Source organism: Sulfurimicrobium lacus, assembly GCF_011764585.1.
In the GTDB taxonomy this organism is placed as follows: domain Bacteria; phylum Pseudomonadota; class Gammaproteobacteria; order Burkholderiales; family Sulfuricellaceae; genus Sulfurimicrobium; species Sulfurimicrobium lacus.
Window position 1 is genome coordinate 1,678,158 of the sequence record NZ_AP022853.1, and the last position, 22,308, is coordinate 1,700,465.

Consider the following 22,308-nt stretch of genomic DNA (forward strand, 5'->3'; position numbering starts at 1 on the left):
CAGGGAGGCCAGCATGTACCTGAGCTACTTCGCCCTTACTGAGGCGCCGTTTTCCATTGCGCCGGACCCGCGTTATCTTTACATGAGCCAGCGCCACCAGGAGGCGCTGGCTCATTTGCTCTACGGGGTCAACGGCGAAGGCGGGTTCGTATTGCTTACCGGCGAGGTGGGTACCGGCAAGACCACGATTTGCCGCTGCCTGCTCGAACAGATCCCCGAGGCCTGCGTGGTCGCTTATATTTTCAACCCGCGCCTGACGGTGGCGGAATTGCTTTCCACCATCTGCGTCGAGTTCGGCATCGATTTTCCTCCCGGCAATACCAGCCTGAAACTGTTCGTCGATCTCATCACCCGCTTCCTTCTCGACGCGCATGCGCAGGGAAAACGCGCGGTGCTGATCATCGACGAAGCGCAGAACCTCTCAACCGATGTGCTGGAACAGATGAGGCTGCTCACCAACCTTGAAACCAGCCAGCGCAAGCTGCTACAGATCATCCTGCTCGGGCAGCCCGAACTGTCGGACATGCTCGGACGTTCCGAACTGCGGCAGCTTGCGCAGCGCATCGTCGCGCGCTATCACCTCGAGGTGTTGAACAGGGAGGAAGTTGCCGCGTATGTGCAGCACCGCCTCGAGGTGTCGGGCGTGTACCGGCAGCTTTTTTCCACTTCGCTCATGAAGATTGTCCACCGCCTGACGGGGGGCGTGCCGCGGGTCATCAATGTGTTGTGCGACCGGGCGTTGCTGGGCACCTATGTGCAAGGCAAGGACCGCGTCGACCGTTCCACCCTGATGCGTGCCGCCCGCGAGACCCTGCCGCCATCGACTCCGGCGTACCGCCGCAGGGCGTTCCAGCTGTCGGCTGGGCTGTTGCTGCTGGCCAGCGCAGCGTGGGGCGCGCAATGGTATCAGCAGCAAAATCTCCCCGATTCTGGGCGCGCGCCGCTTCAAGCAAGAGACTCCCTCGAGAAACCCATGTCGGCTTCAGTCAGGGGCGTTGCGCCGAGAAATGAGGAGCGCGGGATTGTTACGAGGCCGGTAGCGGATAGTCTTGAATGGACGGCTAGCGCACCGCGCGCCAATAGCCGGGACATGGCTTTCTCGGCGTTGTTTCTGGCGTGGAATATGGACTTTCCCGGAACGGATGCGTGCCGGCGCGTGGAAAGCGCGGGATTGTATTGCCGCAGTAGCCGGGGTGGGCTGGAGGAGTTGCGCCAGTTGAACCGGCCCGCCGTGCTCCAACTGCAGGACGAAGCGGGCCGTGAATTCTATGCGACCTTGATGCGCCTCGATGCCGACAAGGCGACGTTCTCGCTCGGCGACCAGACCAGGGAGGTCTGGCTGGGCGCGCTGGCAGCGCATTGGTCCGGGTATTACACCGTGCTCTGGCGCGAGCCGCCGTCAGGGTACAAGAACATACGGCCGGGTGACAGGGGGGCGGCCGTGGAATGGCTGAGCAGGCTGCTCGCGCAGGCGCGAGGCAAAACGGAGGGGGCGTCGGGTCACCGCGTGTTCGATGTTGGCCTGACGCGACAGGTAAAACAGTTTCAGCTCGCGCATGGCTTGATGCCGGACGGCATGGCCGGGCCCCAGACTTTGACGCACCTCATCGCTGCAGCAGATCAGCAAGCACCGAGACTGCTTGCCCAGCCAGGAGACAAATAGGCATGTCGTACATACTTGAAGCGTTAAAGAAATCGGACCAGCAGCGTCAGCGTGGCGCCGCACCCACATTGCTTTCTGCACAGGCCAACGTAGTGGCGCTCGAACAACCGGTCTTCAGGTTTTATGCCCTGCTTGCGAGCGTACTGGTCGGTGCCGGTGTGGCAATCGGGTGGCTGCACCCATGGCATGCGCGCCCGGCTTTGCCCGAAAATGAAACCGTTCCGGTGCCGCAGGCCAACGCACAGACTCGACCTGAGAATTCGCTTCCGCCACTGAAGTTGCAACCCCCCCCGCATTCCAGGCCGGAAATGCCGCTCATGGAATCTCGCCCGGCGAATCCGGTCGTGGCCTTGCAGAATCGCCCTGCGATGAAGCCGGACCTGCCTGCGCCGTCCCGCCACAAGACGGTCGAGTCAGCTCCGAAAATCGAGGCGCCATCCGTCCGGGAAAAATCTGCCCCTGCGGAAATGTCGCTCGAGCGGCGGGGAGGGCGGTCAACGGCGGAATTGCCGGCCTCGATCCAGCAGGAGCTGCCGAAAATAGCGATTTCCGGGGTTGTCTATTCCGGCGACCCGGAGGGACGCCTGGTCGCGATCAACGATCAGCTGGTGCGCGAGGGAGACTACCCGGCTCCCGGTCTCCGGCTGGAGAAAATCATGCCGGACGGTGTGATTTTCAGCTACAGGAATTACCGCTTCCGCCGGGAAGCGCAATGACAATCCATGTTTTCAGGGAGGTGCTGCTCAAGCCTTCCGCAGGTAGCAGGCTTTCAACATGAAATTGCCTGCGTCCATCTTGCAGTCCACCTCGTGGTCGCCGCCGACCAGGCGAATGCTCTTGACCTTGGTGCCGACTTTGAGCGTGATGGAAGAGCCCTTGACCTTCAGATCCTTGATCAGGACCACCGAGTCGCCATCGCTCAACACGTTGCCGTTGGCATCCTTTACCACCGCATCTGCGCTGGCGTCGGCAGGTGCGGCTTCGACCATGGGCCATTCGTGGCCGCAGTCGGCACAAACATAGTTGTCGCCGTCGGGGTAGGTGTTCTCCATGGCACATTGGGGGCAGGCTGGGATCGCGGACATGATTTCTTTCATTTGCAAGTGGTTGAGACGGGCAGAATTATAACCGCTCCAAGGGGCGATGAGTTTGCATTCCTGATGTATGCAATTATCGTTGGTTGGGTTTACTATTCGGGCTTCCTGAATTGTTGAATCCTTCTGCCGAAGAGGGCATGGGTTTGCGGAACGAGGGAGACGCACTTCATGCACGACCGCAGCCGCAGTCATGACGAACAGGTCGCTGGCGACATGCTTATGCATGGGAATTCCGGACCTGAGCAGGAATCCCTGCGGGAAAGCCGGGAACGCCTGGCGCTTTTTGCCGAAATCACCTTCGAAGGCATCGTTATCAGCGAGAACGGCAAGGTGGTGGACTGCAACGAGCAGTTTGCCGAGCTTATGGGTTACCCCCTCCGTGAGCTGAGGGGAATGTCGATCCGGGACCTCGTGGCGCCTGAAGACCGCGAGCGCGTCATCGAGAATATCCTGCTCGGCCGCGCCAGCTATGTGGAACATGCCATGATCCGCAAGGATGGCTCCCGCATCGTCGTCGAGGCGCGCGCCAAAAACAGCCTTTCGAATCCGAACCAACGCCTTACCGCCGTCCGCGATGTGTCCGAACACAAACGGGTGCTGGCGGACCTGAAGCAGGCCCAGACCGTGGGGCATATCGGCTGCTGGCGACTGGACATCCAGGGCAGCGAATTGCGCTGGTCCGACGAGAACCACATTATTTTCGGTCTTCCCAGGGAAACGCCCCTGAGCTATGAAACCTTCCTCTCCACCGTCCACCCCGAGGACCGCAGCTACGTGCACCGGATGTGGAAGGCGGCGTTGCGCGGCGAACCCTACGACATCGAGCACCGGCTGTTGATCGGTGGACAAGTGAAGTGGGTGCGCGAGAAAGCCGAGCTGGAGTTCGACGACCAGGGCGTGCTGCTCGGCGGATTCGGCACCACCCAGGACATTACCGACCGCAAGCAGGTCATGACGGCCCTGAAGCAAAGCGAGGGGCGCTTCCGGGCAATGGTCCAGGCTGTCCCGAGTCTCACTTTCGAAGGCAACGCCGAGGGGCTCAACACTTTCGTCAGCGATTCGTGGTGCGCTTACACCGGCATGAGTGTCGAGGAGTCGAGCGGCTGGGGCTGGACCGCAGCGCTGCACCACGATGACGCCGAGGCGGCTGCGGTGCGTTGGGCAGAGGCAGTGCAAGGTGGCGCGCTTTACGAGAGCCGACATCGTGTGCGGGCTGCGGATGGTTCTTACCGCTGGTTCATAGCCCGCGCTTTGCCGACGCGCGATGCCGGGTGCAAAGTCGTGCGCTGGGCGGGCTCCCTCACCGATATCGACGACCTGGTTCGGGCACAGCAGGCTCTGCAGGAGACCGACCGGCGCAAGGACGAATTCCTGGCCATGCTGTCCCACGAATTGCGCAACCCCCTGGTGCCCATCCGCAATGCGGCTCACGTCCTGGGACTGCTGGCCCCGGACGAACCCCGCATCAAATGGGCCCAGGAAACCATAGAGGGACAGGTGAACCATCTCATCCGTCTGGTGGATGACCTGCTGGATATGTCACGCATCGTGCGCGGCAAGGTCGCCCTCCAGAAGGCGGAAGTCGAGTTCGCCGACCTGGCGGTGAGGGCGCTGGAAGCCGCACGTCCCCTGGTGGACGGCAAGAGACACCAGCTGTCGGTCAGTTTGCCTGCCGAGCCCGTACACCTGAATGTGGACCCGGTACGCGTGACCCAGGTGCTGCTCAACCTGTTGGACAATGCCGCCAAATACACCCCCGCCGGCGGGAAGATCGATTTCGACGCACGGCTGGCGGGGCAGGAAATCGAGATCCGGGTGAGGGACAACGGCATGGGCATCCCCGCGGAACTGCTGCCCCACGTGTTCGATCTGTTCCAGCAAGGGGAACGTACGCTGGATCGCTCCCAGGGCGGCTTGGGAATCGGTCTTACCCTGGTGAAGCAGTTGGTGGAGATGCACGGTGGGCGGGTGGAGGCACGCAGCAACCAGACTGGCCAGGGGGCGACCCTGACCGTCCGCTTGCCGATCGTCCTGGTGCCATCGCCTTTCTTTACGGACGAAAAGCAGGCCAAGGCGTCTCCATCCCCCGGCCTCCGCGTGCTGGTGGTGGACGACGATCCTGCCGTGGCCGACAGCACCGCCATGCTGCTGGAGATGGAAGGGCATGAAGTGAGTATCGCCACCAGCGGTTACGACGCCCTGGAGCAGCTAGTCTCATTCCTGCCACATGCCGTGCTGCTGGACATCGGCCTGGAGGGCATGGATGGCTTTGAAACCGCGAGGCGCATGCGGCAGCAGCCGGAAGGGCGCGAGTTGTGCCTGATGGCGGTGACCGGCTACGGTGACGAGGAAACCAGGAACGCCGCCCTGGCAGCCGGCTGCGACCATCACCTGGTCAAGCCGACGCACGCCGGTCGCCTGGTCGCCCTGTTGGCCGAGGTGGCAAGGTCGGTTACAAACTAGGGAACCCCTGATCAAGTCAGACGCGGATCGCGTTACATCTAAAACGGGCTTGAGCAAGGCGTGCGACGAAGGTCGTAGCCGAGCCTACGACGCCGAGGAGCGCAACGCGGCGCAAGCCCGTTTTAGATGTAACCCGGAGGGACGTGGTTTTGCGGGCGCCATGCGGCGTCGCGAGGCGCTGGTGCAGAATGACTGCACGGCGCGCCTCACTTCTTGCCTGGCACCCGCAAAGTCACGTCGCGACCGCGTTTGACTTGATCAGGGGTTCCCTAGCCGTGGCTAACTCAATCTGATTCCAGACGCAAACTCAGCCAGGCCGTACGCCCCGGAACCTGATTGTCGTGGCGGAATTCGTAGTATCGGCTGTCGTTGATGTTCTGAATGTTCAAAGCCAGTTCGCCTTTTCCCTTTCCGGTCCTGAAACTATAGGCGACTCGCCCATCCCAGCGATGTACGACGGGAATAAAGTATTCCCTGCCCTGGGCGAGGTCGTAGTCCGTCCGGTCAAAATGGGTTTTCCCGGTCTGGTAACCAATCAGGCTTACCCGCCAATGAGAATTGAGGCTGTGGGTCAGCATCAGGCTCTGGTTGTTGGTGGGCACCGAGTCGGTATAGGGTATACGGTCCACGTCGGGGCTGTCGACCTCGGCGTGGGCTAGCGCATAGATCAGGCGGGTCTGTTTGCTGATATCCCATTTCAACTGGGTTTCGAAGCCCGTGACCCTTGCACGGCCCGAATTCAGATTGCCATGATTTGCAGCATCGTCGCGGTGGTCGGCGATCAGTTCCGTGTAATGTTCCTGGAACAGCCTGAAATCCACATCCAGGTTGCGGAATTTGCCCAGGTAACCCAGATCGAAGGCCTTTACCTGCTCCGCCAGCAGGTCGGGCAGCAGAGGGTGGTTCTTGGTGATGCGCTGGTATTGCTCCCAGCGCTTTTCGGCTACGGTAGGCGAACGTGTGGCTTCGGAATAGCCCAGGCGCAACGTGTGTCCGGGCAGGAAATGCCAGTTAGCCGCTACGCGCGGGCTGATGGCGGTGCCGGTGTAGCTGTTGGTCTCCGCCATGGCGCCAAGGTTGAACAACAAGTCGGGCATCGCCCGCCATTCCACATTGCCGAAAATACTGCTGAGATCGTAAGCGCTGACTTCGTAATTATCGGGCGTGCCGGCATTTGCAATACCGCCGCCGCCGAGGTCGTGCGGCGCGAATACCGTGTCGTGGCGCACATTGCCGCCCCAGACGATGCGGGTGTTTTTGCCAGAGGAGAAAGTGTGCTGCACTTCCAGATCATGGCGCCGAGCCGTGACATCGCCATTGTTCATGTTGGCGGCCAGCGGTGGTTGGGCAGGGTCTGTCTGCACCAGGGTGGCGGTGCTGCTTTCGATGGCGTCGTAATATTTCACCGACAGCTCTCCGCCCTGGTCCAGTTCCCGTCGCCAGTGCAGTTCAGTGAAATAATTTTCGGCACGCTTGTTTGGCGCAACGATGTCGTACGTTTCGCCCGCCTGGCGCGGCCCGCCGTTGTAGCCGAACTGAAATTCCAGGGTATCGGTGGAATTGATCTGGTAGTCGGTCCGCAAGCTCAGTTGCTGGATGCGCTTGTCGTCGAACTTGTTCCTGGTCCAGACAAACGATGCGTTGGCAGGCGGATTGTGGATGTCCGAATCTTCGCCCTTGTCATTTCGTACCGAGGCCGTGATGCGCCAGGTCAGGTCGCCATTGCGGCTGCCGTAGCGTGCCATGGTTTCGTCCCGGCCGCGACCGGCCGCAAACGACACCATCTTCCCTTGCTCGTCGGCCGAATGGCGGGTGATGATGTTGATCACGCCCATGAAGGAATTGGCGCCGTAGCTGGCCGAGTCCGGCCCGCGCACCACCTCGATTCGCTCGATGTCGTCGAGCACGATCGGGATGTCGTTCCAGATTACGCCGCCGAACAAGGGCGAGTACACGGAACGGCCGTCGATCAATACCTGCATGCGGCTGGACATGGTTTCCGACATCAAGCCGTGGTAACTGACCACGCTCTCCGTCATGTAGGTGCGCGAAGCGTGATAGGCCACGAACATACCGGGCACGAGGCGGAAAACTTCCGACAGGTCCCACGCGCCGGAGTCCTTGATCATCTGCCGGTCGATCACGGTAACGGCTGCCGGCGCCTCGTCCACTCGCTGCGGCAGGCGCGACACGGTCAGGACGACAGGCATCTCGCTCAGATAAGTGCTTTCGGACAGACCGTCATCGCTTTGAGCAGTGGCGGAAACACACGCCACACAAAGGACCAGCGCGCCTGTGGAGACGCGGTGTTTTTTTGTTTTCACAACCATTCCCTGTAACCGTTTGCTGTAACGGGCATTTACTACAGGCGCAAAGCTTGTGACGCTGCTTCCCGCTGCTGTTTTTATGCCGCATGCATTGTTATGATAATGATTTTACTGGAGTATTTTTTGACCGTCGAGATGCATTCAAAGAAATATTTGATAAATCTCAATACATGCGGTGGCGGAACAGCCAGCTGGCGAGGCTCAGGGTCACCACGCCGATCAGCGCCATGGGCCACAACTGGCCAGTCAGGACGTCGAACCCTGCCCCTTCGAGAAACACCTTGCGCAGGATCACCAGGAAATAGCGCAGCGGATCGATCAGGGTGACGGCCTGCACGATGGGCGGCATGTTGGCGATGGGTGTGGCGAAGCCGGACAGGATCATCGCCGGCACCATGAACAGGAAAGCGCCCAGCAGGCCCTGCTGCTGCGTCACCGCGAGCGAGGAAATGAGCAGCCCGGCGCCGACCCCCGACAGCAGGAAAAGCGCCAGCCCCGCGTACAGGGCGAGCAGGCTGCCCAGCAGGGGGACCTTGAACCACAGGGTGGCGATGAGCATGATCACCGAAGCCTGGACGATGCCGATGAGGAAGCCCGGCAGGGCTTTGCCCAGCAAGATCTCGCCGGGGCGCAGGGGAGTGACCAGCAACTGGTCGAAGGTGCCCTGTTCCCGCTCCCGCGCCACGGTGAGCGCCGTGACCAGCATGGTGGTGACCAGGGTGAGCATGCCTACGATGCCGGGGATGAAGAACCAGCGGCTCTCCAGGTTGGGGTTGAACCAGGCACGCGTTTCCAGGCGGGCGGGCGGGGACTGCAGGCCGTGCGAGGCGATCCATTCGCGGTTGTATTGCTCGGCCATGGCGCTCACGTAGTTCAGTGCGATCATGGCAGTGTTGGAATTGCGCCCGTCGACGATGACCTGCAGGGGCGCGCTGCGGCCCGACAGCAGGTCGGCGCTGAAGCGCGGGCCGATGTGGAGCACCACCAGCACCTCGCGCCGGTCCACCAGCGGCGCGATCTCGGCCTCGGCATGCAGCGTGGCCACGCGGCGGAAGGCGGGCGCGCCGTCGAAAGCCGCCACCAGGTCGCGCGAGGCCGCGCCGCGGTCCTCGTTGTAGACGGCATAGGGGATTTCCTTCAGGTCGAAGGTGGCGGCATAGCCGAACACCAGCAGCTGGATCATGGGCGGCACGATCAGCACCATGCGGCTTTTGGGGTCCTTGAGCAGGGCCAGGAACTCCTTGTGGATGAGCGCCAGAACGCGGATCAGGGTGTCCTTCATTCGAGCCGCTTGCGCGATTTGCGCCACGTGACGCCCATGAAGAAGGCCGCCATGACGGCCAGCGCCAGGGCATTGGGCAGCACCACCGCCCACACGTCTCCCGCCAGGAACAGGGTCTGGACAATGGACACGAAGTAGCGCGCGACGATGAGGTGGGTGACGGCCTGGACCACGGACGGCATGCTGTCGATGTCGAAGATGAAGCCGGACAGCAGGAAGGCGGGGAGAAAAGTGCCGATGATGGCGATCTGGCCCGCCACGAACTGGTTGCGGGCCAGGGTGGAAATGGTCAAACCCATGCCCAGGGCCGCCAGCAGGAACAGCGAGGCGCACGCCCACAGCAGCCAGAAGGAGCCGCGCAGCGGCACGCCGAACAGCCACACCGCCAGGGCCACGGTGAGCAGCATGCCGCCGGTGCCGAGGGTGAAGTAGGCGATGATCTTGCCCAGCAGCACTTCGGTCATGCTCGCCGGCGTCACTAGCAGGGCTTCCAGCGTGCCGCGCTCCCATTCCCGCGCCATCACCAGCGCCGTGAGCAGGGTGCCGATCAGCGTCATGATGATGGCCACCAGGCCCGGTACCAGGAAATAACGGCTTTTTACCTCGCTGTTGAACCACACACGCTGCTGCACCTGCACCGGCGTGGCCAGCTCCTGTCCCCGGCTCGCGGCGCGGTGCGCCAGCCAGTTCACCCAGGCCCCTTGCACATAGCCCTGGGTGAGGCGTGCGGTGTTGGCGTCGACGCCGTTGACGACGACCTGGATCGGCGCACCGTCGGGCCGGCGCAACTGTGCGGCGAAGTCGGCGCGCAGGTGCACGATGGCGTTCACCTTGCCCTCCCGCAGGGACTGCTCCGCCTCGGCCATGGTGAAGGCGCGACGCGTCGCGAAGTAATGGCTGCCCTCCAGTGCCGCGAGGAAATCCGCCGTGTCGGGGGAGGGCTGCTCCGCTACCAGGGCCACCGGCAGGTGATCGGCATCGAGCGACACGCCGTAGCCGAACAGCACCAGCAGAAACAAAGGCATGAGGAAGGCGATGGCGATGCTGCTCGGGTCCCGCACGATCTGCAGGAACTCCTTGCGCACCAGCCCTTTCAGGCGCATGGCGCTGCCGCCGCGGCGTAGGCTGTTCATGCCGCTTCCCGTGCTTCGGCAGCACCTTCCACCAGCCGGATGAACGCGTCCTCCATGCTGGGGTCGGGGTTGTCGGCGCTGCGGGCGCCGGCCTTGAGGGCGGCGGGCTGGTCCATGGCCAGGATGCGCCCGGCGGCCATGATCGCCAGGCGGTCGCAATACTCCGCTTCCTCCATGAAGTGGGTCGTCACCAGCACCGTCACCCCGGCCCGGGCCAGCGCGTTGATGCGCTGCCAGAATTCACGCCGCGCCAAAGGGTCGACCCCCGAGGTGGGTTCGTCGAGGAACAGGATCTCCGGCCGGTGCATCAGCGCGCAGGCCATGGCCAGGCGCTGCTTGTAGCCCAGGGACAGCTCGCCGGAAAGCTGCCCGGCGTATTTCTCCAGCTCGAATTCCGCCAGCGCCCAGTCGAGCCGCGCCTGGCGTGCCCGGCCGGCCAGTCCGTAGGCGCTGGCGAAGAACACCAGGTTCTGGGTCACGCTCAGGTTGCCGTAGAGGGAGAACTTCTGCGACATGTAGCCGATGCGCGCGCGGGCGGCCGCGGCCGCATGGCGCAAGTCCAGCCCGGCCACCCGCAGGCTGCCGGCGCTGGCGGGCAGCAAACCGCACAGCATGCGGAAGGTGGTGGACTTGCCTGCGCCGTTGGCGCCCAGCAGGCCGAATATCTCGCCCCGGCGCACCTGGAAACTCACGCCGTCCACGGCCCAGAAGTCGCCGAAGCGGCGCTTGAGTCCTTCCACCTGGATGACGGGGCCTTGTTCCGTCCGGCTGTCCGTGTCCGGCAGCAAGCCGTTGGCGACGCTGGCGCCGTGGGAGACTGCCCCGGTGTGCATGCGCAGCAGGTCGACGAAGCCGTCCTCGAAACGCGGCGCCACGGCCGCGATGCGGGCGTTCTCCAGCCCCGGCAGGCGGGCCAGTTCCTCCGGGGTGCTCGCCTGCGTGCTCACCAGGCGCACGTGGTCGCCCTGCACCAGGGCATCCACCACCCCGGGCTGGCCCGCCAGCTCCGCCTGCACATCGCGGTGGCGCCGGCCCGCAACGCTGACCGCCCAGGTGCGGCCAGCCATGGCGGCGCTGATGGCGCCGGGCGGGCCCTGTTCCAGCACCTTGCCCTCGTGCAGCAGGATGACGGCCTGGCAGCGTTCGGCTTCGTCGAGGTAGGCGGTGGAGAGCAGCACGCTCATGCCTTCCTGCCGCACCAGGCGGTCGACGATGGCCCAAAGTTCGCGGCGCGACACCGGGTCGACCCCCACCGTCGGCTCGTCCAGCAAGAGCAGTTGCGGCGCCCGCACCAGGGTGCAGGCCAGGCCGAGTTTCTGTTTCATGCCCCCCGACAGGCGGCCGGCCAGGCGGCGGGTGAACGGGGCCAGGCCGGTCATGTGCATCAGCTCGCCGTAGCGCTCGGCGCGCTCGGTTTTCGGCACGCCCTGGAGGTCGGCGTAAAGGTCCAGGTTCTCCTGCACGGTGAGGTCTTCGTACAGCCCGAAGCGCTGGGGCATGTAGCCCAGGGCGGCCTGCACCGCCAGCGACTCCCGCGTGGAATCCATTCCCAGGGCATGGATGCTCCCGGCGTCGGGCGCCAGCAGCCCGGCGGCGAGGCGCATCAGGGTGGTTTTGCCGGCGCCATCCGGGCCGATCAGGCCGGTCACCGCGCCGCGGCGGATCGCGAAGCTCACGCCGTCCAGCGCCTGGGTGCGCCGGCCCCCGGCAGTGAAGCTTTTGGCCAGGTCCGCGGCTACCAGGACAGGCGCGTCGTCCATGCTCACTTGCCGTTCCGGCAAGGGTCTGTCCCCGCCGTCGGCGCGGTCTGGTCCAGGGGGATGGTCACCGTGGCGGGCATGCCCATGCGCAGCGCGTCGCGGCCCTCGCACGCGAACACCCGCGCCTGATAGACCAGGCTGGCGCGGATCTCGGTGGTCTCCACCGATTTGGGCGTGAACTCGGCGCTGGGGGAGACGAAGCCGACCCAGGCGCGATAGCGCTTGTCCGGGTGGCTGTCGCTGTGCACCCAGGCGCGCGCGCCGACCGGCACGCGGCCGAGCCGGTTTTCCGGCAGGTAGACGCGCACCCACACCGGATCGGTGATAGCCAGGGTAAACACCGGTTTCTGCGGCGAGGCCATGTCGCCCGGCTCCAGGATGCGGTTCTGGATCACCCCGTCGGAGGGGGCGAGCAGTTCGCCTTCCTGGAGATCGCGCCGGATGCCCGCTGCCGCGGCCTCGTTGGCGGCCAGGATGGCCTGGGCAGCGGCGATGTCCTCCTTGCGCGGACCCAGTTCCGCGAGGCGCAGGGTTTCCGCCGCCGCTTTCATTTGCTCCCGCGCCTTGTCGAGGGCGAACCTGGCGCTGTCGGCCTGTTGCCGCGAGACGAAGTTCCGTGCCACCAGGTCCAGCTGGCGCTGGTAAATGGCCTCGGCATCCGCCGCGGTCGCCCGTGCCGCATCGCGCTGGGCGCGGGCCTGACGGATCTCCTCGGGGCGGGAGCCGGCCAGGTTGCGGGCGACCACTTCGCGCTGCGCGGCGGTCTGGGCCTCGGCCTGGGCCAGCGACAGGCGCAGCCGCTCGGTATCCAGGCTGGCCAGCGCCTGGCCAGTTTTCACGCGGTCTCCCTCGCGCACCAGGATCTTTGCAATGCGGCCGCTGGCGTTGAAAGCCAGTTCCACCTGCCGGATGTCCACGTTGCCCTGCAGCGTCAGATCGGTCTGCGCTGGCTTGCCGTTGTGGCGCAACCAGGCGGCACCGCCCGCCAGTACGGCGATCGCAATGGCGACGATCAGGAAGATCTTGATTTTCATGTCACGTCCTTCGCATTTTTCCGCCCAGTATCCTCCGCTTCGCCAGGCCGCGGTAGATTGGGCCGGATTGCCGCTACCGGATTTTGCACGGCGCTTTAACGTGAAACTCGCGGAGCGAGCCCGCGTCCCCCTCTCCCGCATGCGGGAGAGGGCTGGGGTGAGGGAAACGGCCATGGCGAATTGCTGTTTCACTATATGGGACGGCAATTCGCCATGACCGTTACGAAAGCGATAAAATTCGCAGACATCGAGTGATGGTGAGATAATAGCGCCATGAATGAACAGCAACCAACCTCCCCCCGCCGTCGCCAGCAAGAGCTTCTGGCCATCCCGGAACGGCAGCGTACCGACGCCGAATGGGACGAGCTCAACGAACTGGAGATCGTCCTGGCTTCCGTGAATCGCGTGGAAGCTCGTGAGCCAAACGCTCGTGAGCAGAACCCGCGTGATCCGAACGCTCGCCGCAACGGTCCGCCACCCGCTGCCCAGGCCAGGCCCAACGGTGGCTCCCCGCAGGCCAGACCCAGCGGTGGCGGCGCGCAGGTCAAAAAGCCGGCCAGGAAATTCCACAAGCGGCCACCCAAGGCGCCTGCGCCCTAGAATTTTTGCGGGGCAGGTTTCCGGCCCCGCTTTCCATAAAGCCTGAACAGCGTTCGGTATGAGAAATGCCGAGCGCTGTTCGCAGTCACGAAATTATTTCCGAGCAAAGCTGCCAAGTGTCGAATCTTTATACCATCCTCCAGCGTCCCGGCGTCGTTGCCGCCACCCATTCGGGCTCCTTCCACGCAGACGATATATTGGCGGCGGCGGCCTTGCGGCTCGCCAATCCCGCGGTAAGCATCGTGCGCACGCGCGAGCAGGAACAGCTGGACGCGGCGGACATCCTGTTCGACGTGGGCCGTGTTTTCGACGCGGCGGCCTGCCGCTTCGACCATCACCAACTGGAATACCGGGAAGCGCGCGACAACGGCATCCCTTTCAGTTCGTTCGGCCTGATCTGGCGTGAACTGGGCGCGCAGCTTTGCGGTTCGGCAGCGGCGGCGTCCCGCATCGACCGCTGGCTGGTGCAAGGCGTGGACGCTGTGGACTGCGGCGTGACCTTGAGCAAGGAAACCCCGGCGGTAAACGTGATGTCCATCTCCTCGGCCCTCGGCAGCTTCAACCCCGGCTGGCAGGACGACACTTCCGCGCAGGCGCGGCTGGATGCCTTCGAACGGGCGGTCGCCTGGGCCATGGCCATCCTGCAGAACACCATTCGCGAAGCCCGTGCGTCGGAAGCGGCGCGCGCCGTGGTGGTGCAAGGCGAAGTGCAGGAAGCAGGGCGCCTGCTGGTGCTCGACAGCGATGTGCCGTGGAAGGAAGTCGTGCTGGGGTCGCCGGAGTTCGCGCAGCTCCTGTACGTGGTTTCCCCGGACAGCCAGGCGAAGTGGCACGTGAACGCGGTGCCGGATCGTGCCGGCAGCTTCGATAACCGGAAATCCCTGCCTGCCGCCTGGGCGGGGCTGGACGGGGAGCAACTCGACGCCGTCGTCGGCATAACGGGCTGCGTGTTCTGCCACCGGGGGCGCTTCGTCGCCGGCCACCGGAGCAAGGACGGTGCGCTGAAAATGGCGCACCTGGCGTTGCAGGATTAGATTTTTTAGCTTAAAAGCGCTCGTGCGGCATCAGGTAGCGCCATGAACCCGGCTGCAGTTTGGCCATCGAAACGCGCCCGATGCGGATGCGCTTCATGGTCACCACATCCAGCCCGACACTTCTGCACATGTGCGCGATCTGGCCGGGTTGCACCCCCTTGAGTGCAAAGCGCAGGCGGGTCTCGTTTTGCCAGCTGACCTTGATCGGGGGCAGTGCCCGGCCGTTGAAGCTGAGCCCGTGGTTGAGGCGCTTGAGCCCGTCCGCGCCCAGCTCGCCCGTGACTTCCACGATATATTCCTGCTCGACCGTGGCGAGATCGTCGACCAGCTTGCGCGCCACGCGCCAGTCCTGGGTAAACACCGCCAAGCCGCCGGCGTTCGCCTGCAGCGGCGCGCACGGCGTCAGCCGCACGAAATGCCGCTTGAGCACGGCGATGCCGGAAGGGTCGTCTGGGGCGTGCGTGGCGGCGCAAATCAGCTGCTGCGCGGCGTCGGCATCCGCCGGCGGCTGGTGCAGCAGGATGGTCACCGGTTCGACCGTGGTGAGGCTGGCGTCGGGGTGGAGCTCGATCTTCTGCTGCGACACCATGAACTGCGGCTCTTCCACCACCAGCCCATCGACCGTTACCCAGCCGCCGGCGATATAAAGCTCGGCCTCGCGGCGCGAGCAGGAGGCCATTGCGGCAAGGCGTTTGGCGAGGCGGACGGGTTCTGTCATGAGTTTTCTGAATGCAAAGAACGCTATTGTAAACGCGCAAGCGGGGCGGACGCCTGTAAAATGCAAACATGGACGCAAGCAAAAAACCGGCAAGCCCTCCGACTCTGGACGGCATCACCCTTGAAACCATCGTCACCCGCCTGTCCGAGAGCATGGGCTGGGAAGACATGGCCGCCGCCGTGCCGGTGCGCTGCTTCACGCACGATCCCAGCATCAAATCCAGCCTGAAGTTCCTGCGCAGAACCCCGTGGGCGCGCGCGAAAGTGGAGCAACTGTATTTGCAGCAGGCTCAAGTCAAGCAATAATTTCCCGGTCTCTCTGATGGAGAATAAAATGCACGAAAAGCTTAGGAAAAAGATCATTTCGTCCGAAGCGGGAACTGCCACATCGGCGCCTGCGAACACGATCGACATCATCCGCAACGCAGAGGTCATCGCCACTTCTGAGTCCGAAAACTTCCCTCTGGACAATATCGTCGACGGCAGTACAGGGCCCGGTAGTTCGCAGTGGGTGGCGGGGGCCACCGGACCGCAGACCCTGGTCTTCAAATTCGATGCGCCGCAGAACATCGCCGGGATCGTTTATGAAATCGAGGAGCGAGAAGTCGCGCGCACGCAGGAAATCTGTTTCGAGGTTTCCACCGACTCCGGCGCACACTTCCGGGAAATCCTGCGCCACGAATACAATTTCAGTCCGGACGGCAGCACATTTCAAAGAGAAGAGCTGAAACTCGATCTTGCTCACGTCACCGACCTGAAAATGACCATCAAGCCGGACAAGGGAAACCTTGATCGTCGGGCGAAACTGAACCACATCGCATTCCTGGCGTAACCAGCCCATGCGGGCGGTAGCCGCAGGGCTGCCGCAACTCAGCGCGGGGCCAGCACCGCGAGCATGGCTTCGACGTCGACGATCTTGTCGCGCGGCGCGTCGCGCCGTTCCCCGCGTGCCACCTCCACGTCGTCGAGCTGCTTCCAGTCGTTGAAAGTGACAATCTGCACGCCGCGCCCGCGCAACAGCGCGACGATTGCATCACGCTCCGGAAGCGCCCGTGCCGCAATCTCGGCGCCGTCGGCGATCATGTGCGCGACGACGTGGGCGGATGCGCCCTTGTGCGAGCCGATGAGTCCCTGCGGCCCGGTGCGCGCCCAGCCGACGACGTATTCGTTGGCGATCACAATGCGGCTGACGGGGTCGACGACGCGCCCGTCTTCGTTGGCGATGACGCGCGCTTTTTCGTCGTAGGGGACACCTTCGATCGGCTCGGCGGCAAAACCGATCGCCGGCAACACCATCCCGACCTCGAGGACTTCGAACTCGCCGCTGCCGCGTGCGCGAGCCGAGCCGTCCGACTGAATTTCGAGGCGATTTTTTTCGAGCCTGAGGGCGGCCACGTTGCCGGCAGCGTCGGCGACCACCTCGGTCGGCGATACCAGGAAACGCAGGTGGAGCTTCTTCGCCTTGGCGCCGTGCTGTTGTGCCGCGAAGGAATGGAGAACCTTCAGGTTCTTGCCCTGCGGCGAATCGTCCGCGGCTTGCGCATCGACGCAGCCGGCGAGCTCGCCTGGGGCGACGACCGGCTCGGCATCTTCCATCTCGCCGAGCTCCTTCAGTTCTGCCGCGGTAAACGCTGCCTGCATCGGCCCCCGCCGCCCAAGCACGAAAACCTCGCGCACCTGGCTGTTGCGCAGAACCTCCAGCGCGTGCGCGGCAATGTCTGTTTTTTCGAGTTCGGCGGGCGTGCGCAGCAGAATCCGGGCGGCGTCGATCGCGACGTTGCCGTTGCCCACCACCGCCACGCGGGACACCGACAAGTCGATCCTGGCATGACGGTAGTCGGGATGCCCGTTGTACCAGCCGATGAAGACCGAAGCCGGCGTGCAGCGCGGCATGCCTTCGCCGGGAATGCCGAGCCGGCGGTCGGCTTCGTTGCCCACTGCGTAGACGATCTGGTGGTAGTGCCGGCGCAAATCATCCACGGTGATGTCGCGCCCGAGGCGCACATTGCCCAAAAACCTGAACGTGGGCCGCGCGGCGGTCTTTTCGTAAACGCGGGTGACCGCCTTGATGTTCTGGTGGTCGGGCGCGACGCCTCCGCGAACCAGGCCGTACGGGGTCGGGAGGCGGTCGAACATGTCGACGTCGACTGCCATATCCGTGCGCTTGAGCAGTGCCTCCGCGGCGTAGAAGCCGGCAGGTCCGGAACCGATGATCGCGACACGCATGACCCACCTCCAAGGCGATCAAGTTGAGGGCTTAATGGTACTCATATTTTGGCGGCCTGCAATGACCGTGGATCGCCGCGCGGCATCAGGTAAAATCGCGCCTTCCGTCCTTCCGTAAATGCCGCCATGCGCCCGAAACCACCGCCGAACTACCTTGCCGGCTACCCTGCAGCATTGGTCGAACAGGTGCGGCAGCTGATCGAGCAGGACAAGCTGGCCGCCATCCTGCTGCAGAAATACCCGGCAGCGCACGACGTGCGCACCGACAAGGCGCTTTACGATTACGTGCTGGCGCTCAAGGGCAGCTACCTGCGCAACGCCGGTTCACTGAGCAAGGTGGCGTTCGACAGCAAGCTGCAAGTGATGCGGCACGCCCTGGGCACGCACACTAGCATATCGCGCGTGCAGGGCGCAAAACTCAGGACCAAGCGCGAGATCCGGGTGGCGACGGTGTTCCGCGAGATGCCGCCGGAATTCCTGCGCATGATCGTGGTGCACGAGCTGGCGCACATCAGGGAAAGCAAACACGACAAGGCCTTCTACCAGCTGTGCTGCCACATGGCGCCCGATTATCACCAGCTGGAGTTCGATCTGCGGGCGTATCTCTGCTATCTCGATGCGGCGGGGAAACCGCTGTGGGCGGCCGCGGCCGTGTAAATCTCGCGGCGCGTCAATCCTCCAGCGCCCGCACCTTCACCCTCTTGCCCTTCACCCTGCCGGAGGCGGCGACAGGCCGCTATGTGCCATTTGCTGTCAGACAAGAACTTGAAATGACAGTCAGAAATATGGCGCACAGCGGCCATTCAGTAATGCGATGGATGGAGATTTCTACAGAGTCAACGTTCGCGTTCATCTGCGGGCGCCAAGAGGCGAAGCCCTCTGGTGATCGTCCGCTGCAACGGCGGTTAGAAATGGTTCTGGATTTGAGACAGCCTCCGCCTAAGGTTTCCGTAGCTCGGGCAACTGAATATGCAAGTCCGCAGCCCGTTTCTCCATTGCAGAAACGAGCGCTTGGTAGTCCCTTTGGCCACGCATTTTGGCCCATTGGGCCCGCCACTCTTTGTACTCTTTGTCACTGATCGCAGGAGCCATAATAGCTAGCCTTTGGTTGAACGACGCATTGATTTCCATTACTCCGAAGGAAAGCGAGAACAGGATCAGAACTACAAGGGATAGCATGATCGCGAGAAAGGACAGCGCAACGTCCAATACGCGTGACATCTTGCGGGTGACTTCATGACGGGCTGCGGATTCTCGCACAAACAGGAACATGGGAGCATTCATCAATAAGAAAAGCAGCACAAGTAGCGACAAATGACCGCTCAAGTTTCTTTCTCCAACTGCGGCGTTTCGATAAATGCGATCAACGTAACCTGCCTGCACAGACTCGCCGAAAGAGAGCGCCGCGCTCCACACGAAGCTCAAGATGGGCTGAATGAAAATGATCACAAGAATAGACGAGATGATTCCAGCAACGATCCCAATCTTCAGCTCGCGAGATAGCATAAGTCCCTTCCGTTTCTAACAGTTATTATACGGACCGACCAGTCAGTATTATCGATAATAAGGCGGGCCGATGTTTTATAACATATTGATTCATTGTGATTAAATAAACCTCTCTGTCCGCGTATTAATGAATAATACTGCAAATCATATAGCACCCGCGTGAGTTGCAGAGGATTTGAATGATTTAGCCGAACTGGAGCTCGCGTAGGGCGCAATCGTTATTGCGCCGAATGAAAACATCCATAACCAGCAGCCTGGCACATGAACAATAAGCGCAACGCATTGCAGCCTATTAGAGCATCATACGGCGCAATGCGCTGCGCTTATTGACGCCCTACGTGCGGCGAATGGGGATTGATCCGCGAAGCAGTAAAGCGAGGCCAACTTTCCGGGAATGCCAGGTTTGCGGAACAGGTTGAGAAGATTGTCGGGCGGCGCATAGAAACGCGCGGACCGGGGCGGCCTGTAAAGGAGGCAAGTGAGCTTGGAAAATAAATCTGTCCCCTTTTTTGCCTTTTTTGCCTTCGGCCGATTCCGGCCGTTCTAGATTGCTATTCGATGTGCGTAGTGGCAGGATGCGATCATGAAATCGCTCCTTATAGCATCCCAATTCTCGGACTAACCGGATGGACTTGTTTACGCCGGTTGTGGATGAGGCGCGGTTTCATCCGAACTTCCGAAATATCTTAGTCCGCGGACGCACAGCCGAGCGTGCCGAGCTAGCGCGTTGGGCAGACGGCTTCCCTGATCGGGACGGTAAGTTTGTTCATGAATTTCAAACGACATTCAATTCGTGCTTCTGGGAGCTTTACCTGTTCGCGGTCTTCAAGGACTATGGTCATTCCCTTGACTGGAGCAATGCTTCGCCCGACTTCAGCATATGTGCCGAGGGCCTTCGCTTTACGGTGGAGGCTGTAACGGCAAATTCGGCTGTCGGGAAGCCGGCCGAATGGGAACGAACCGTCGCGATGATGAAGTCCAAACCCGATTTAAATGCATTGAACCGCGAGGCAATCATTCGGCTGTCGAACTCCTTCTTGGGAAAGGTGCGGCAGTACTCAAAACACTACGCCAAGCTCCCACATGTGGCTCGGCATCCGTTTGTGCTTGCAATAGCGCCGTTTGAGCAGCCGCTATTTAACCTTCAATATAACCGGCCAATAACAGCACTGCTCTACGACTACTATGTGGATGAGCAGGAATTCATTGAGTCGCCTGAGAAGTATCCTGCGGGGCCTCCCGGAAAGAGTCTAGGGTTTGTCGAAAAGGACAATGGCGCGGAGATTCAGTTGGGCTTTTTCAACGACGATCAGTTCTCCGAAATTAGCGCCGTGATCTTTAGCTGTACCGCAACCTGGGGGAAGGTTGACGCCATGTGCGGTCCTGGGGAGAAGAAGCGGGTCATACATTCGGTTTGGGGTTCCCCGCCGATCGGTGCGCCGACATGTCGGACCGCAACCGCAGTGGACTACAGTGAGGTGATAACGGACGGGCTACAGGTGTACCACAATCCGCATGCCAAGCATCCGTTATCGCCAGCCGTGTTTCGTCGGACCGGCGTTACCCAAGTCTTCTACGATGATGAACAAGATGAGTGGGTGCGTGAAGAGGTGAACAACAGTCTGTTCTGGAGGCAGGTCTTCAGCTTCACCAAGGATGAAGAGCAAGTTCTTGATCCCGTACAGTAGGGGTGTATGCAGTGAGCACGCAGGTATCGCAGGAGCCCTGGCCACTAGAAAGTGACCTCCTCCGAATGGCCGCTATCCGCAAGTCTGGCTGGCCGTTAAGGGTTATTTGGAGGAATTAGTCCCGCTAAATTGTTTGCCGGATAGCTGCCGTTCGCCAAGGGCAGCAGTGGGTCGTTTGCTGCTGAAGGCATGTTCGTCTCAAATGTAGAACGCTTTTTCCGGAATCAATCCTCCAGCGCGCGCACTTTCACCGTCTTGCCCTTCACCTTGCCGGCCGACAGCCTGCGCACCGCTTCGCGGGCGATGTCGCGCGCCACGGCGACGTAGGTGGACTGGTCCGTCACCGTGATCTTGCCGACCTGCTCGCGGGTGAACCCTGCTTCGCCGGTGAGCGCGCCCAGCACGTCGCCGGGGCGGATCTTGTCCTTGCGCCCGCCGAGTATTTGCAGCGTCACCATCGGCGGCACCAGCGGGGCATCGTGAGCGCGTTGCAGTTCGCCAAGGTCACACCACTCCGGTTCGCTGCCCATCATCTGGGCGATGGCGGCAACGCGGCGCTTGTCGGCCGTGCTGCACAGGCTCAGCGCCCAGCCGTCCTGATCGGCGCGGCCGGTGCGTCCGATGCGATGGATGTGGATTTCCGGGTCGGGCGTGACGTCGACGTTGATGACCGCTTCGAGTTGCTCGATATCCAGACCGCGCGCCGCCAGATCGGTGGCCACCAGCACCGAGCAGCTGCGGTTGGCGAACTGGATCAGCACCTGGTCGCGCTCGCGCTGTTCCAGGTCGCCGTGCAATGCCAGCGCATGGATGCCCTCGGCATGCAGCACGTCCAGCAGGTCGCGGCATTGCTGCTTGGTGTTGCAGAAGGCCAGCGTGCTGACCGGGCGGTAGTGCTTGAGCAGGAGCGCGACGGCCTGCAGGCGCTCGTCGTGTTTCACCTCGTAGAAGCGCTGGCGTATCTTGCTGTCCTCGTGCTGCTCCAGCAGCTTCACTTCCCGCGGATGGCGCAGGAACTCGCGCGCCAGCCGGGCGATGCCGTCGGGAAAGGTCGCCGAGAACAGCAGGGTCTGGCGCTCGGCCGGGCAGCGCTGCGCCACGTAGGCGATATCGTCGTAAAAGCCCATGTCGAGCATGCGGTCGGCTTCGTCGAGCACCAGGGTGTTGAGCGCCTCGAGATTCAGGCTGTTGCGCCCCAGGTGGTCGATGATGCGCCCCGGCGTGCCGACGACGATGTGCGCGCCGTGCTCCAGGCTGTTTATCTGCGGGCGCATGGGCGTGCCGCCGCACAGAGCGACGATCTTGATGTTGTCGGCGAAGCGCGCCAGGCGGCGTATCTCCTGCGTCACCTGGTCCGCCAGTTCGCGCGTCGGGCATAGCACCATGGCCTGCACCGCGAAGCGGCGCGGGTTCAGGCGGGTGAGCAGGGCCAGCGCGAACGCGGCGGTCTTGCCGCTGCCGGTCTTCGCCTGCGCGATCAGGTCGTGCCCGGCAAGCGCAAGCGGCAGGCTGGCCGCCTGGATGGGCGTCATGGTCAGGTATTCGAGCTGACGCAACGTCGCCTGTATGCCGGGCGACAGCGGCAGTTCGTTGAAAGAGCGTCCGGCAGGACTTGCCGAAGGCGTGGAGGAGGGGGAGTTAGTTTCGATCATGCGCAATTATCCCCGTCTGCGGCGCGGCGTGCATGTAAAAATTCGTGCCGCCGCGAAACGCCCCGGCTTCGAATCGCAGGCGGCAAAAATATTTCTGTCGAATGTCATATTTTGGCGTAAATTTGA

19 protein-coding genes are annotated in these 22,308 nt (G+C 62.6%); 9 read left to right on the forward strand and 10 right to left on the reverse strand.

Translation table 11 applies throughout. The features are described from left to right. Positions 1 to 13 precede the first annotated feature (13 nt). Positions 14 to 1,663, forward strand: coding sequence for an ExeA family protein (locus SKTS_RS08325; RefSeq protein ID WP_173063126.1), 1,650 nt, complete (start codon positions 14 to 16; stop codon positions 1,661 to 1,663). 2 nt (positions 1,664 to 1,665) lie between these two features. Beyond that, positions 1,666 to 2,379 carry a general secretion pathway protein GspB gene (locus tag SKTS_RS08330; protein ID WP_173063129.1) on the forward strand — a complete coding sequence of 238 codons (714 nt, stop codon included), beginning with the start codon at positions 1,666 to 1,668 and terminating at the stop codon, positions 2,377 to 2,379. Positions 2,380 to 2,406: 27 nt separating this feature from the next. Here SKTS_RS08330 and SKTS_RS08335 read toward each other — a convergent pair whose 3' ends face one another. After that, positions 2,407 to 2,748 carry a zinc ribbon domain-containing protein YjdM gene (locus SKTS_RS08335; protein ID WP_173063132.1) on the reverse strand — a complete coding sequence of 114 codons (342 nt, stop codon included), beginning with the start codon at positions 2,746 to 2,748 and terminating at the stop codon, positions 2,407 to 2,409. Positions 2,749 to 2,928: 180 nt separating this feature from the next. Between SKTS_RS08335 and SKTS_RS08340 the strand changes: the two genes are divergently transcribed. Continuing rightward, positions 2,929 to 5,223, forward strand: coding sequence for a hybrid sensor histidine kinase/response regulator (locus SKTS_RS08340; RefSeq protein ID WP_173063135.1), 2,295 nt, complete (start codon positions 2,929 to 2,931; stop codon positions 5,221 to 5,223). 284 nt (positions 5,224 to 5,507) lie between these two features. Here SKTS_RS08340 and SKTS_RS08345 read toward each other — a convergent pair whose 3' ends face one another. From SKTS_RS08345 to SKTS_RS08365, 5 genes are all read right to left on the reverse strand, one after another. After that, positions 5,508 to 7,547: a TonB-dependent receptor plug domain-containing protein gene (locus tag SKTS_RS08345; protein ID WP_425315640.1), complete on the reverse strand. Its 2,040-nt coding sequence runs from the start codon at positions 7,545 to 7,547 to the stop codon at positions 5,508 to 5,510. Between the two features lie 166 nt (positions 7,548 to 7,713). Next, complete coding sequence (locus SKTS_RS08350) at positions 7,714 to 8,832, reverse strand: ABC transporter permease (protein WP_173063141.1); 1,119 nt, start codon at positions 8,830 to 8,832, stop codon at positions 7,714 to 7,716. After that, positions 8,829 to 9,965: an ABC transporter permease gene (locus tag SKTS_RS08355; RefSeq protein ID WP_173063144.1), complete on the reverse strand. Its 1,137-nt coding sequence runs from the start codon at positions 9,963 to 9,965 to the stop codon at positions 8,829 to 8,831. Before SKTS_RS08355 ends, SKTS_RS08350 begins: the two co-directional genes overlap by 4 nt. Next, positions 9,962 to 11,725: an ATP-binding cassette domain-containing protein gene (locus SKTS_RS08360; protein ID WP_173063147.1), complete on the reverse strand. Its 1,764-nt coding sequence runs from the start codon at positions 11,723 to 11,725 to the stop codon at positions 9,962 to 9,964. Before SKTS_RS08360 ends, SKTS_RS08355 begins: the two co-directional genes overlap by 4 nt. 2 nt (positions 11,726 to 11,727) lie before the next feature. After that, entirely contained in the window at positions 11,728 to 12,951 is a 1,224-nt protein-coding gene (locus SKTS_RS08365; protein WP_244617478.1) for an HlyD family secretion protein, read from the reverse strand. 81 nt (positions 12,952 to 13,032) lie between these two features. Here SKTS_RS08365 and SKTS_RS08370 point away from each other — a divergent pair, with 81 nt between their 5' ends. Both SKTS_RS08370 and SKTS_RS08375 read left to right on the forward strand, forming a co-directional pair. Further along, positions 13,033 to 13,359 carry a hypothetical protein gene (locus SKTS_RS08370; RefSeq protein ID WP_173063150.1) on the forward strand — a complete coding sequence of 109 codons (327 nt, stop codon included), beginning with the start codon at positions 13,033 to 13,035 and terminating at the stop codon, positions 13,357 to 13,359. A gap of 116 nt (positions 13,360 to 13,475) precedes the next feature. Then, complete coding sequence (locus SKTS_RS08375; protein ID WP_173063153.1) at positions 13,476 to 14,393, forward strand: MYG1 family protein; 918 nt, start codon at positions 13,476 to 13,478, stop codon at positions 14,391 to 14,393. Between the two features lie 10 nt (positions 14,394 to 14,403). Here the strand turns inward: SKTS_RS08375 and SKTS_RS08380 are convergent, their stop codons facing one another. Further along, positions 14,404 to 15,111 carry an rRNA pseudouridine synthase gene (locus SKTS_RS08380; RefSeq protein ID WP_173063156.1) on the reverse strand — a complete coding sequence of 236 codons (708 nt, stop codon included), beginning with the start codon at positions 15,109 to 15,111 and terminating at the stop codon, positions 14,404 to 14,406. Positions 15,112 to 15,179: 68 nt separating this feature from the next. On the opposite strand from SKTS_RS08380, the gene SKTS_RS08385 reads away from it, so the two are divergent. Next, the gene (locus SKTS_RS08385) at positions 15,180 to 15,416 is read left to right on the forward strand and encodes a VF530 family protein (protein WP_173063158.1); all 237 of its coding nucleotides are present in this window, start codon (positions 15,180 to 15,182) and stop codon (positions 15,414 to 15,416) included. 28 nt (positions 15,417 to 15,444) lie between these two features. Continuing rightward, entirely contained in the window at positions 15,445 to 15,942 is a 498-nt protein-coding gene (locus SKTS_RS08390; RefSeq protein WP_173063161.1) for a discoidin domain-containing protein, read from the forward strand. Positions 15,943 to 15,980: 38 nt separating this feature from the next. On the opposite strand, the gene SKTS_RS08395 is transcribed toward SKTS_RS08390, so the two are convergent. Next, positions 15,981 to 17,336: an FAD-dependent oxidoreductase gene (locus SKTS_RS08395; protein WP_173063164.1), complete on the reverse strand. Its 1,356-nt coding sequence runs from the start codon at positions 17,334 to 17,336 to the stop codon at positions 15,981 to 15,983. Between the two features lie 126 nt (positions 17,337 to 17,462). On the opposite strand from SKTS_RS08395, the gene SKTS_RS08400 reads away from it, so the two are divergent. Beyond that, a complete protein-coding gene (locus tag SKTS_RS08400) occupies positions 17,463 to 17,993 on the forward strand; it encodes a M48 metallopeptidase family protein (RefSeq protein ID WP_173063167.1) in 531 nt (176 codons plus the stop codon). A 282-nt stretch (positions 17,994 to 18,275) separates the two neighbouring features. On the opposite strand, the gene SKTS_RS08405 is transcribed toward SKTS_RS08400, so the two are convergent. Beyond that, a complete protein-coding gene (locus SKTS_RS08405; RefSeq protein WP_173063170.1) occupies positions 18,276 to 18,842 on the reverse strand; it encodes a hypothetical protein in 567 nt (188 codons plus the stop codon). Positions 18,843 to 19,468: 626 nt separating this feature from the next. Here SKTS_RS08405 and SKTS_RS08410 point away from each other — a divergent pair. Then, on the forward strand, positions 19,469 to 20,530 hold the full coding sequence (locus SKTS_RS08410; protein ID WP_173063173.1) for a hypothetical protein: 1,062 nt from the start codon (positions 19,469 to 19,471) through the stop codon (positions 20,528 to 20,530). 224 nt (positions 20,531 to 20,754) lie between these two features. Here SKTS_RS08410 and dbpA read toward each other — a convergent pair whose 3' ends face one another. After that, on the reverse strand, positions 20,755 to 22,182 hold the full coding sequence (dbpA, locus tag SKTS_RS08415) for an ATP-dependent RNA helicase DbpA (RefSeq protein WP_173063176.1): 1,428 nt from the start codon (positions 22,180 to 22,182) through the stop codon (positions 20,755 to 20,757). Positions 22,183 to 22,308 lie beyond the last annotated feature (126 nt).

Bases quoted from the DNA above. Each gene is read 5' to 3' on its own strand.
- SKTS_RS08410 (WP_173063173.1), top strand. From the start codon at position 19,469: ATGGACTTGTTTACGCCGGTTGTGGATGAGGCGCGGTTTCATCCGAAC.
- SKTS_RS08385 (WP_173063158.1), top strand. From the start codon at position 15,180: ATGGACGCAAGCAAAAAACCGGCAAGCCCTCCGACTCTGGACGGCATC.
- SKTS_RS08370 (WP_173063150.1), top strand. From the start codon at position 13,033: ATGAATGAACAGCAACCAACCTCCCCCCGCCGTCGCCAGCAAGAGCTT.
- SKTS_RS08330 (WP_173063129.1), top strand. From the start codon at position 1,666: ATGTCGTACATACTTGAAGCGTTAAAGAAATCGGACCAGCAGCGTCAG.
- SKTS_RS08340 (WP_173063135.1), top strand. From the start codon at position 2,929: ATGCACGACCGCAGCCGCAGTCATGACGAACAGGTCGCTGGCGACATG.
- SKTS_RS08355 (WP_173063144.1), bottom strand. From the start codon at position 9,965: ATGAACAGCCTACGCCGCGGCGGCAGCGCCATGCGCCTGAAAGGGCTG.
- SKTS_RS08360 (WP_173063147.1), bottom strand. From the start codon at position 11,725: ATGGACGACGCGCCTGTCCTGGTAGCCGCGGACCTGGCCAAAAGCTTC.
- SKTS_RS08325 (WP_173063126.1), top strand. From the start codon at position 14: ATGTACCTGAGCTACTTCGCCCTTACTGAGGCGCCGTTTTCCATTGCG.
- SKTS_RS08390 (WP_173063161.1), top strand. From the start codon at position 15,445: ATGCACGAAAAGCTTAGGAAAAAGATCATTTCGTCCGAAGCGGGAACT.
- SKTS_RS08335 (WP_173063132.1), bottom strand. From the start codon at position 2,748: ATGTCCGCGATCCCAGCCTGCCCCCAATGTGCCATGGAGAACACCTAC.
- dbpA (WP_173063176.1), bottom strand. From the start codon at position 22,182: ATGATCGAAACTAACTCCCCCTCCTCCACGCCTTCGGCAAGTCCTGCC.
- SKTS_RS08350 (WP_173063141.1), bottom strand. From the start codon at position 8,832: ATGAAGGACACCCTGATCCGCGTTCTGGCGCTCATCCACAAGGAGTTC.
- SKTS_RS08395 (WP_173063164.1), bottom strand. From the start codon at position 17,336: ATGCGTGTCGCGATCATCGGTTCCGGACCTGCCGGCTTCTACGCCGCG.
- SKTS_RS08400 (WP_173063167.1), top strand. From the start codon at position 17,463: ATGCGCCCGAAACCACCGCCGAACTACCTTGCCGGCTACCCTGCAGCA.
- SKTS_RS08380 (WP_173063156.1), bottom strand. From the start codon at position 15,111: ATGACAGAACCCGTCCGCCTCGCCAAACGCCTTGCCGCAATGGCCTCC.
- SKTS_RS08405 (WP_173063170.1), bottom strand. From the start codon at position 18,842: ATGCTATCTCGCGAGCTGAAGATTGGGATCGTTGCTGGAATCATCTCG.